Here is a 9,324-nt window from a genome sequence, read left to right as displayed (position 1 = left end):
GGCGTCAACCAACCCTTCGGCGCGACAGTAGTGCGCGAAGACTCGGACGCCGTTGCCGCACATCTCGGCGATCGAACCATCGGCATTGCGGTAGTCCATGAACCAGTCGTCCGCGCCGACGCCGGCGGGCAGTTCGGCGAGCACACCGGCCTGCACCAGCGCCCCGGACTTGGCCACGCGCAGCAGACCGTCGGCGCCGAGGCCGCGCTGCCGGTCGCAGAGTGCGGCGATCAGCGCGACGTCCAGGTCCAGGTCTGCGTCCGGATCGGGCAGGATCACGAAGTCGTTCTGGGTTCCATGGCCTTTGGCGAAACGCAGGGGTGAAGTGGTCACCCGACCGAGTTTACGAGTCGAGGGCGTCGAGCGCCCGCGCGGTCAGGTCCGGCGCCCCGGCGTCGAGCCACCTCGCGCGGTGATCGCGCCGGAACCAGGATCGCTGGCGACGCACATACCGACGGGTGCCGATAAAGGTGAGCTCGCGCGCGGTGTCCAGGTCGTATTCGCCGTCCAGGTGGGCGAGCGCCTGCGCGTATCCGATGGCCCGGGAGGCGGTCTTTCCCATCCGGAGCCCGACGTCGGCCAGCGCGGCAACCTCGTCGACCAGTCCTTGCCCGAACATCAGGGTGGTGCGCGCGTCGATCCGCGCGTCCAGCGCCGCCGTCTCCCGATCGAGGACCAGAATCCTGGTGCCCCAGCGGGGTTCGCCGATCTGCGGTGCGGACGCGGCGAATGGCTGCCCCGTCAGCTCCACTACTTCCAGCGCCCGCACGATCCGGCGGCCGTCGGTGTCGAGAATAGTGTTGGCCGCCACCGGATCCACCACGGCCAGTCGTTGATGCAGGGCGTGCGCGCCGATCTCCTCGAGCTGCGTCTCGTATTTGGCGCGCACTGCAGGGTCGGTCGCCGGGAATTGCCACCCGTCGAGCAGTCCTTGGATGTACATCATCGAACCGCCGACGATCACCGGCGTCTTTCCGGCGGCGAGCAGCCGGTCAATATCGGCAGCGGCCGCCGTCTGGTAGCCGGCGACGGTGGCCGTCTCGGTCACGTCCAGGACGTCGAGTTGGTGGTGGGCGATACCGCGACGCTCAGCGACCGGCAGCTTGGCGGTCCCGATGTCCATGCCCCGGTACTGCTGCATGGCGTCAATGTTCACGATCTCACCGCCGAGTTCTTCAGCGAGATCGAGCGCCAGGTCGCTCTTCCCACTTGCGGTCGGGCCGACTACCGCCACTGGTCGGGCGCTCATCGAGCACCCTGCGGAGTGAGGTTACCGACGGTATAGCCGACACCGAAAGGAGCAGCGGCATACGAGATCTCGCTGGTCACCGGAATGCCGCACGCAGCGAGTGACTCCAAGACGCCAGCGAGGACCTGCCAGGCCACGCGCGTACCCACCCCCTCGGCGACACACTCGGCGACGGTGAGTCCGGCCAATCCGGCGGGATCCGCAGCAGCCAACGCCGCGTCAATCCGGCGCTGTAGCGCCCACGCCGATTCCCGTTCTCCGCCGCCCGGCGCGCCGGGACTGAGCGCCGTTGCACCGTCGGCCACCACCAGCAGGTTCACTGGATCGGTATCACCGAAGCCCAGGTCGCGACCCACCTGCCGCGCAACATCCGGCGCCAGGTCCGGATCGACGATGCACGGCGTGATCGACGACGGCGCCTGCGCGGCCTGCGCGCCGAGCCAGCCTGCCAGCAGCATCGCTAGTGGCGGAGGTTCGGCACCGGCGGCGCGCGGAATCTGCACTCGGATCGGTACGCCGTACGCCCCGAAGTCGCCGTGGTCAGTGCAGGTCACCCGGGCCGGGCCACCCAACGGACGGTCGGCGACACCGACGGCCACCCAGCGTCCCGCGTGCGTCGCCAACCGGCGTACCGCGGCGGTGGCCGCCGCGCGCACCGGCGCGGTGTCGAAAGCCTGGGGACCGGCGAGTTCGGGCACCAGGAGGGGTGCGCTCGGGACAACCGCGATATGCGCCAACACGCCCCCGACGCTACCGCTGCCCCGGCAATGTCGTGCGCGCCGCCCCATACCGTCCGGGGAACTGTTTGAATGAACAACGGACATGATGAACCGTGCGTCGACCCACCGGGGGTCGAGGCCCGGTTCCGGCAGCCGTGACGCGCGGCGCGAGCGACAAGAATGAGGCGACCATCGATGAGTACCCCGAACCAGCCCAATACCCCGAACCAGCCCAGTATCCCGAACCAGCCCGGCACCGAAAGCACGGAGCCCGCGCCCCGCCCGGGACCGCGCCCCGGTCCCCGACCTGGCCCTCGACCTGGACCGAGCGGCGGCCAGCATCCGGCGGTCGCGGTGCATCATGTCGACATCGGCGATCCCACCAAGTTCGGCCGCGTCGACGACGACGGCACCGTATGGCTCATCGTTGGCGAGACCGAGCGGCAGATCGGTTCCTGGCAGGCCGGGACGCCCGCCGAGGGACTCGCGCACTTTTCCCGCAAATTCGCCGACCTGGCCACCGAAACCGAGATCCTCGAGGAGCGGCTGGATGCTCGCTCCGGGGACCCCCGCAAAACCCAGACTGCCGCCCAGCATCTGCTCGATGCGCTGCCGACCGCGCAGGTGATCGGCGACATCGACTCACTGACGACGCGTTTGCAGACCATTGTCGAGCGGGCTGGCGCCCTGACCGGCGAGGTCAAGGCCGAACGGGACGCCGCGCGGGCGGCCGCGCTGGCCCGCAAGACCGAACTCGCCGAGGAGGCCGAGCAGATCGGCGCTGAATCCACTCAATGGAAGGCCAGCGGCACCCGGTTGCGCGAGATTCTCGACGAATGGCGCACTGTCCGGGGCTCGGACAAGAAGGCCGAGGATGCCCTATGGCGCCGTTACGCCAATGCCCGAGATGCGTTCAACCGCCGTCGCGGCGCACACTTCGCCGAACTCGACCGCGATCGCGCCGGAGTCAAAACCCGCAAAGAAGAGTTGATCGCCGAGGCGCAGGCCCTCTCCTCATCGACCGATTGGGCCGTGACCGCGAGCAAATACCGTGACTTGATGGCGCAGTGGAAGGCCGCCGGGCGGGCCCCCCGCGACACTGACGACGCACTGTGGACCCGGTTCAAAGCAGCACAGGATGTGTTCTTTGGCGCGCGCAACGCCGAGCAGTCCGAGCGCGATGCCGAGTTCGACGAGAATGCTGCCGCCAAGCTCGCCTTGCTTGCCGATGCTGAGAAGTCCATCGTCCCGGCCAAGGACCTCGAGGGGGCCCGCCGCGCGTTCCGGACGTTCCGGGAACGCTGGGAGGAGCTCGGCAAAGTCCCGCGCGATCAGGTCCACGCGCTCGAAGCCCGCGTCCGGGCGCTGGAGAAGCGCCTCCGGGCCGAGGAAGACGCCGACTGGTCGCGCACCGATCCGGAGGCGTTGGCGCGCGCCGCCCAGTTCACCGAGCGTGCCGAGAAGCTGACCCAGCAGGCCGATAAGGCTGTGGCCGCGGGCCGGGACTCCGATGCTCAGGACCTGCGCGCGCAGGCCGCCCAGTGGAACGAATGGGCCGAAGCAGCCACGACTGCGGTCACCGGCCGCTGACGCCAGCGAGCGTCAGGTGTCGTCGCTCGTCGGCTCGGTCCCGTCGCGGTACGACCGCGACGGCGCACCGGAGGCCCGGCGATCGCGCAATGCGCGATTGAAGTTCTCATGAATGGCGGCTTGTTCGCGCCGTTCGGCTTCCAGTGCCATGTGATAGGCGCTGCGCGACCACACTACGCGTGACCAGTGGAAAGTGAGCACGATCATGGTGAGCCAGCCCAAGACCAGACCGGCTCCGGCGGTACTGGGCGGCTCGATGCCGCCGACACCGGTGGTGTTGCGCGTCCAGATGGCGAGCATGCCCGCCACCGAGCCGACCGCGCAACCGCACAGCGCGATCCAGGCGATCACCCAGCGCCGGGTGAGCAGCGCCACCATGGAGAAGCCGATACCGAAGACCACCGCGAGCCAAATGAAGATTTGCGATGGCAGCGCGACCCGCTCATCGAGGGCCGTCTGCGGCATGGTCAGCACGTCAACGCCACGCGCCGCGCCAGCATGCGGCAGCAGCAGCGAAATCATCAGGACCAGCACGCACAGCCCCACCACCAAGGCGCGGACCCCGGGATCGATCTCGCCAGCGACCTTCCGCTCGGCTTTGCGTAGATCCTTCTCGTACGCGCGCAGGGTTTCCCGGTCCTGACTGGCCGTCGGCCGCGACTGGCCGTTTTCGCCCGGAAGCTCACTCATGGTTTTCCCTCTCCTCATGTTTGTCGTGCGACCTGCGTCCCGCCGTGACCGAGTCAGCCGCACCCGCCCGTACCACACGCGCTGGACGATTCCGGCTTAGTCGTGCGGCCCAGACCCGGCAGGCCCAGACCGACGCCGACCGGCGCGGTCCTCGGGGTGACGCCCGCAGCATGGGCGTCGCCAGCCCTCGTCCGGCGATGTGCGGTCACGTCGCCGTCGGCGATCAGGTGGTATGGCGCGGCCGCGGTGATCGCTGTGTGCACGATGTCGCCGGGCCGGATCGCCTCGCGCCGCGCAGCGTCGACGGCGAAATGCACAAGGCGCCCGTCGCGGGCGCGGCCGGTCATCCGGCCGCTGACCGCGCTCTTCTTGTTCTCGTTGGTCACCACCAGCAGCTCCACCCCGGTGCCGATCAGCTCCCGGTTGGTTTCCAGGCAGATCCGGTCTTGCACCGCGACCAGCCGCTGGTAGCGCTCGGTGACCACGTCGGCCGGCACTTGGTTATCCATGGTGGCTGCCGGGGTTCCCGGCCGCGGCGAGTACTGGAATGTGTAGGCGCCGGTGAACCGGGCGGCCTCCACCACTTCCAGGGTCTGCTGGAAATCTTCTTCGGTCTCCCCGGGGAAGCCGACAATGATATCGGTGGTGATGGCCGCCTCCGGCATCACTGCGCGCACGCGGTCCAGGATGTTCAGGAACTTGCTCCGCCGGTAACTGCGGCGCATTGCCTTGAGTACCCGATCCGAGCCGGACTGCAGCGGCATATGGAGCTGCGGGCAGATGTTCGGTGTCTGCGCCATCGCTTCGATCACGTCGTCGGTGAACTCGGCCGGGTGCGGCGAGGTGAAGCGAACGCGGTCGAGCCCGTCGATGGCACCGCACGCGCGCAGCAGTTCGGCAAAGGCACCGCGGTTGCGGCCGATCTCCGGGTCGGCGAACGACATACCGTAGGCGTTCACGTTCTGGCCGAGGAGGGTCACTTCCAGGACCCCTTGCTCGACGAGCGCCTGAACCTCGGCGAGCACATCGCCGGGACGGCGGTCAACTTCCTTGCCCCGCAGCGACGGCACAATGCAGAACGTGCAGGTGTTGTTGCAGCCCACCGACACCGAGACCCAGCCCGCGTAGGCGGACTCCCGTTTGGCCGGCAGCGTCGACGGGAATGCTTCCAGCGAGTCGAGGATCTCCACCTGCGCGGCATCGTTGTGCCGGGCGCGTTCGAGCAACACTGGGAGCGAACCGATGTTGTGGGTGCCGAAGACGACGTCAACCCACGGTGCCTTGGCCAGGACCGTGTCCTTATCCTTCTGCGCCAGGCAGCCACCCACGGCGATCTGCATACCCGGCCGCTGCGCCTTGACCGGAGCCAGGTGCGACAAGTTGCCGTACAGCTTGTTGTCCGCGTTCTCCCGGATCGCGCAGGTGTTGAAAACCACCAGGTCTGCGTCGGCGTCAGACTCGGCCCGAATGTAGCCAGCGTCCTCCAGTAGACCCGAGATGCGCTCGGTATCGTGAACATTCATCTGACAGCCGTACGTGCGCACCGCGTATGAACGCGATGCAGCCGAAACCAGGGCACTACTCACCCTTCCAGGGTACGGGCGCTAGCAAATCGGGTCGTCGACCGGTCGTCCCGCACGGGTAGCGCCGCTGTCGCCCGATCGAAATCTGCGACCCCCTGACACGGGCCCCGCCACACCACTAGGGTCCAAAGTCATGAGCCAACCCAGCGACGCCCCGATGATCGCGATGATGGACGTGCAGAAGCACTACGGCGATTTACATGTCCTCAAAGACATCAACCTGCAGATTCCGCGCGGCCAGGTCGTCGTCGTGCTTGGCCCGTCCGGCTCGGGCAAGTCGACGCTGTGCCGCACGATCAACCGGCTCGAACCGATCGACTCCGGGGAAATCCGGATCGAGGGTGAGCTGCTGCCCGCCGAAGGAAAAGACCTGGCCCGACTGCGCGCCGACGTCGGCATGGTTTTCCAGTCCTTCAACTTGTTCGCGCATAAGACGATTCTGGAGAACGTGACCCTGGGGCCGACCAAGGTACGCAAGGTCGGGAAGGGAGATGCCGAGCAGCAGGCAGTCCAGCTGCTCGACCGCGTGGGCGTGGCCGCCCAGAAAGACAAGTACCCCGCGCAGCTCTCCGGCGGTCAGCAGCAGCGTGTTGCCATCGCCCGGTCGCTGGCGATGTCGCCGAAGGTGATGCTGTTTGACGAGCCGACCTCGGCGCTGGACCCCGAGATGGTGAGTGAGGTCCTCGAAGTGATGGTCTCACTGGCGCGCGAAGGCATGACGATGGTGGTGGTGACCCACGAGATGGGCTTCGCACGCAAAGCGGCCGACCGGATCCTCTTCATGGCGGACGGCCAGCTGGTGGAGGACACTGATCCGGAGAGCTTCTTCACCGCACCGAAGTCCGAGCGCGCACAGGACTTCTTGTCGAAGATCCTGGGCCACTGATGGCCCGCCAACGAATGGCTCGCCTACCGGTCCGTCTCACCGCGCTGGCCACCGCGGTCGCACTGATCGCCGGCCTGTCTGCCTGCGGCAGTTCCGAGCCCCGGAATCTCGAATCCAGCATCCGCTCGGGGTCGGTCATTCTCGGCACCAAATTCGACCAACCCGGTCTCGGCCTCCAGAACCCTGGGGGCGCCATCACCGGCTTCGACGCCTCGGTGTCGACCTTCGTGGTGAACACTCTCGCCGACCAGATGGGCGTACCGCATCCGAAGATCACCTGGAAGGAGACACCATCCGCGCAGCGCGAGACGTTCATCCGCAACGGTGAGGTCGATACGATCGCGGCGACCTACTCGATCACCAACAACCGGATGAAGGACGTCTTGTTCGCCGGCCCGTATCTGATCACCTATCAGGGGCTACTGACCCGCGCCGACGACAACTCGATCTCCTCGCTCACCGACCTGTCCGACGGCAAGAAGCTCTGTTCGGTAGCCGGTTCGACGCCGGCACAGAATGTGAAGAACCTGCTGCCGGACGTGCAGTTGCAGGAATACGACTCGTACTCGTCGTGCGTGGAGGCGCTACGCCGCGGCAAGGTCGATGCCGTCACCACCGACGAGATTCTCTTGGCGGGTTACGCCAACCGGTGGGCCGGAGAGTTCAAGCTGGTGTCGATGACCTACCCGCAGGACGTTTGCGTCAAGGACGCCTGGAAGACAGCGGGCACCCCGTTCTCCACCGAGTACTACGGCATCGGTATGGCAAAGGACTATCCGGAGGTGGTCGACCAGGTCAACGCGGTTCTGCGACTCATGATGGAAGTACCGCCGGGCGGCACCGTCTCACCCTGGGAGCAAAGTCTGCGGGCCGGACTCGGCGACGCCACCGTGGACGATATGGTCGCGCGCGCCGACGCGCCCGGTTCCAAGTACAAGTTCACCCCGACGCCCGGGGATCTGAACTTCCTGGACGCCGCGTCCACGCCCTGCCCGGAAGGAGCCAAGTAGTGACTGAACTCTGGCAGGAGTTGGGCCCGGCACTATGGCCCGCCTTCTGGATCACCATTCAGCTGACCTTCTGGTCGGCCATCGGCTCGCTGCTCTGGGGTGTACTGCTGGCGGGTATGAAGGTCTCCCCCGTTCCCGCGATGCGCTGGTTTGCCACGGTGTACGTGAACGTGGTCCGCAATACGCCACTCACCCTGATCATCCTGTTGTGTTCCATCGGCTTGTACCAGAACCTCGGTCTGGCCCTGGCCGCCGACAACTCGAACTTCATCGAGAACAACAACTTCCGTCTCGCCGTCCTCGGCTTCATCCTCTACACCTCCACCTTTGTCTGCGAGACGCTCCGGGCTGGATTCAATACCGTGCCCCTGGGCCAGGCGGAGGCGGCCCGTTCGATCGGACTGGGCTTCAGTCAAGTGTTCGGGTTGATCATCCTTCCGCAAGCACTGCGGGCGGTGATCGCGCCGATGGGCTCGGTCCTGATCGCGCTGACCAAGAACACCACGATCGCCTCGGTGATCGGTGTGGGCGAGGCGGCACTGCTGATGAAGGAAGAGTTGGAGAACTTCGCTGATCAAATTCTGATCATCTTCGCGATCTTCGCGGTCGGTTTCATGATCATCACGCTCGCCGAGGGCGCACTCTTCGGCTGGGCGGCTAAGCGCTGGGCGGTGAAGCGATGAGTGCCAACGCGACGGTTCTGTACGACGCCCCCGGGCCCAAAGCCCAGGCCCGCAACCGCATCATCACGGCGGTCTTTGCCGTGGCGGTCATCGCGCTGGTGGCCTGGATCTTGATCGTGCTGGCGCGCAATGGACAGCTGGCAGCCGAGAAGTGGAAGCCCTTCATCGAGTGGGACACCTGGACGACATGGCTGCTTCCCGGCCTGTGGGGCACCATCAAGGCGGCCGCCCTCTCGATCATCCTGGCGATCATCCTCGGCACGCTTCTGGGTATCGGCCGGCTTTCCGACCACCCGTGGGTCCGCAGAGTGTGCGGCTTCCTGGTCGAAATCTTCCGGGCAATCCCGGTGCTGATTCTGATCTACTTCGCCTATTTCCTCTTCGCGGCCTACGCGGTGTTCCCGTCCTCGCAGCTCGCGTTCGCCGCCGTTGTCTTCGGTCTCACGATCTACAACGGTTCCGTCCTGGCCGAGATCCTGCGCGCCGGTATCCAGTCGCTGCCGCGCGGGCAGACCGAGGCGGCCGAGTCGATCGGTCTGCGCAAAGCGCAGACCATGATGCTGGTGCTATTGCCCCAAGCAGTCACCGCCATGCTCCCCGCGCTGGTGGCGCAGATGGTGATCGCTCTCAAAGACAGCGCCCTGGGTTATGCCGTCGGCTACGTCGAAGTGGTCCGCTCCGGTATCAAGGCGGGTTCGTTCTACGGCAACTATCTGCCCTCGCTGCTGGTGATCGCCGCGATTATGATCATCATCAACTTCTGCCTGACGGGGTTGGCAAACTACCTGGAGAAGCGGCTGCGCGGCGGTAAGCGCAAACGCAATGTTCCCGATCCGGACGTCGCGGATCTCAAGGCCATGGAGAACGTCCCCGGCTACAGCGGCACCAGCCATCCGGTGCGGCCAAACCACCCC

9 protein-coding genes and 1 pseudogene are annotated in these 9,324 nt (G+C 66.5%); 5 read left to right on the top strand and 5 right to left on the bottom strand.

The window, feature by feature from the left end; translation table 11 throughout:
- The 3 genes and pseudogenes from WAW85_RS03390 to WAW85_RS03380 form a co-directional block, all read right to left on the bottom strand.
- Positions 1–333, bottom strand: a pseudogene (locus tag WAW85_RS03390) (diaminopimelate epimerase); the annotation flags it as partial.
- Positions 334–343: 10 nt separating this feature from the next.
- A complete protein-coding gene (gene miaA, locus WAW85_RS03385) occupies positions 344–1,249 on the bottom strand; it encodes a tRNA (adenosine(37)-N6)-dimethylallyltransferase MiaA (protein WP_422558242.1) in 906 nt (301 codons plus the stop codon).
- Positions 1,246–1,989, bottom strand: a complete 744-nt coding sequence (locus WAW85_RS03380) for a hypothetical protein (RefSeq protein ID WP_422558241.1) — start codon at positions 1,987–1,989, stop codon at positions 1,246–1,248. Before WAW85_RS03380 ends, miaA begins: the two co-directional genes overlap by 4 nt.
- A 174-nt stretch (positions 1,990–2,163) precedes the next feature.
- On the opposite strand from WAW85_RS03380, the gene WAW85_RS03375 reads away from it, so the two are divergent.
- Positions 2,164–3,558 (top strand): DUF349 domain-containing protein, encoded by a 1,395-nt coding sequence (locus WAW85_RS03375; protein WP_422558240.1) that lies wholly within the window; start codon positions 2,164–2,166, stop codon positions 3,556–3,558.
- A 12-nt stretch (positions 3,559–3,570) separates the two neighbouring features.
- Here the strand turns inward: WAW85_RS03375 and WAW85_RS03370 are convergent, their stop codons facing one another.
- Together WAW85_RS03370 and miaB are read right to left on the bottom strand one after the other, a co-directional pair.
- Positions 3,571–4,248 (bottom strand): hypothetical protein, encoded by a 678-nt coding sequence (locus WAW85_RS03370; protein ID WP_422558239.1) that lies wholly within the window; start codon positions 4,246–4,248, stop codon positions 3,571–3,573.
- 53 nt (positions 4,249–4,301) lie between these two features.
- Positions 4,302–5,834: a tRNA (N6-isopentenyl adenosine(37)-C2)-methylthiotransferase MiaB gene (gene miaB / locus WAW85_RS03365; RefSeq protein ID WP_422558238.1), complete on the bottom strand. Its 1,533-nt coding sequence runs from the start codon at positions 5,832–5,834 to the stop codon at positions 4,302–4,304.
- A 154-nt stretch (positions 5,835–5,988) separates the two neighbouring features.
- Here miaB and WAW85_RS03360 point away from each other — a divergent pair, with 154 nt between their 5' ends.
- The 4 genes from WAW85_RS03360 to WAW85_RS03345 form a co-directional block, all read left to right on the top strand.
- Positions 5,989–6,717 carry an amino acid ABC transporter ATP-binding protein gene (locus tag WAW85_RS03360; RefSeq protein ID WP_422558243.1) on the top strand — a complete coding sequence of 243 codons (729 nt, stop codon included), beginning with the start codon at positions 5,989–5,991 and terminating at the stop codon, positions 6,715–6,717.
- Entirely contained in the window at positions 6,717–7,727 is a 1,011-nt protein-coding gene (locus tag WAW85_RS03355; RefSeq protein WP_422558237.1) for a glutamate ABC transporter substrate-binding protein, read from the top strand. Before WAW85_RS03360 ends, WAW85_RS03355 begins: the two co-directional genes overlap by 1 nt.
- Positions 7,727–8,410 (top strand): amino acid ABC transporter permease, encoded by a 684-nt coding sequence (locus WAW85_RS03350; RefSeq protein WP_422558236.1) that lies wholly within the window; start codon positions 7,727–7,729, stop codon positions 8,408–8,410. Before WAW85_RS03355 ends, WAW85_RS03350 begins: the two co-directional genes overlap by 1 nt.
- Positions 8,407–9,324 (top strand): amino acid ABC transporter permease (locus WAW85_RS03345; protein WP_422558235.1); only part of this gene is annotated, 918 nt, incomplete at its 3' end. The genes WAW85_RS03350 and WAW85_RS03345, both read left to right, overlap by 4 nt.

Origin of the sequence: Gordonia sp. (in: high G+C Gram-positive bacteria) (assembly GCF_049299075.1) — a bacterium.
Taxonomy (GTDB): domain Bacteria; phylum Actinomycetota; class Actinomycetes; order Mycobacteriales; family Mycobacteriaceae; genus Gordonia.
Note: the sequence above shows the minus strand (reverse complement) of the source record. Positions and strands in the feature narration are given on the sequence as shown.